Annotated in this window: 2 protein-coding genes; both read left to right on the forward strand. The window is 42.7% G+C overall.

Features of this window, described 5'->3' with window-relative positions:
• The first annotated feature begins 9 nt into the window (after window positions 1–9).
• Window positions 10–120 carry a type II toxin-antitoxin system RelE/ParE family toxin gene (locus E1189_RS00405; RefSeq protein ID WP_230459839.1) on the forward strand — a complete coding sequence of 37 codons (111 nt, stop codon included), beginning with the start codon at window positions 10–12 and terminating at the stop codon, window positions 118–120.
• 152 nt (window positions 121–272) lie between these two features.
• Complete coding sequence (locus E1189_RS25845; RefSeq protein WP_329601863.1) at window positions 273–416, forward strand: hypothetical protein; 144 nt, start codon at window positions 273–275, stop codon at window positions 414–416.
• Window positions 417–440 lie beyond the last annotated feature (24 nt).

Genomic DNA, 440 nt, shown 5'->3' on the forward strand with positions numbered 1-440 from the left:
TACTGTATGATGAAAGGACAAGATATTATCATTCTGAATTCCTTCGTCAAAAAGACTCAGAAAACACCGAAAAAGGAACTGGATCTTGCCAAAAAACGGATGAAGGAGGTGAAAAAATGAGCAGACCATCATTCGCTGATTTTAAGAAGAAAGCACTTGCTGATCCTGAAGTTCGCCAAGAATATGAGCAGCAGGAGCTTTCCTACGAGTTGAGAAAGAAGCTTATTGCCATGCGCAAAGAGGCTGGTCTTACTCAAGAAGAGCTAGCAGAGATGCTCCATACCCAAAAGAGCAATATCTCCAGACTTGAGAACGTCAACTCAAAGACTTCTCCAAAACTCTCAACCATCGAAGATTATGCCAAGGCTATTGGCTACAAAGTTAAAATCAGCTTTGAACCACGTCCAGCCACATAACAAGTGCTTGGGCAGGACGCCTTC

This window comes from Parendozoicomonas verongulae, from assembly GCF_009711465.1.
Lineage (GTDB): Bacteria > Pseudomonadota > Gammaproteobacteria > Pseudomonadales > Endozoicomonadaceae > Sansalvadorimonas > Sansalvadorimonas verongulae.

Bases quoted from the DNA above. Each gene is read 5' to 3' on its own strand.
- E1189_RS25845 (WP_329601863.1), top strand. From the start codon at position 273: ATGCTCCATACCCAAAAGAGCAATATCTCCAGACTTGAGAACGTCAAC.
- E1189_RS00405 (WP_230459839.1), top strand. From the start codon at position 10: ATGAAAGGACAAGATATTATCATTCTGAATTCCTTCGTCAAAAAGACT.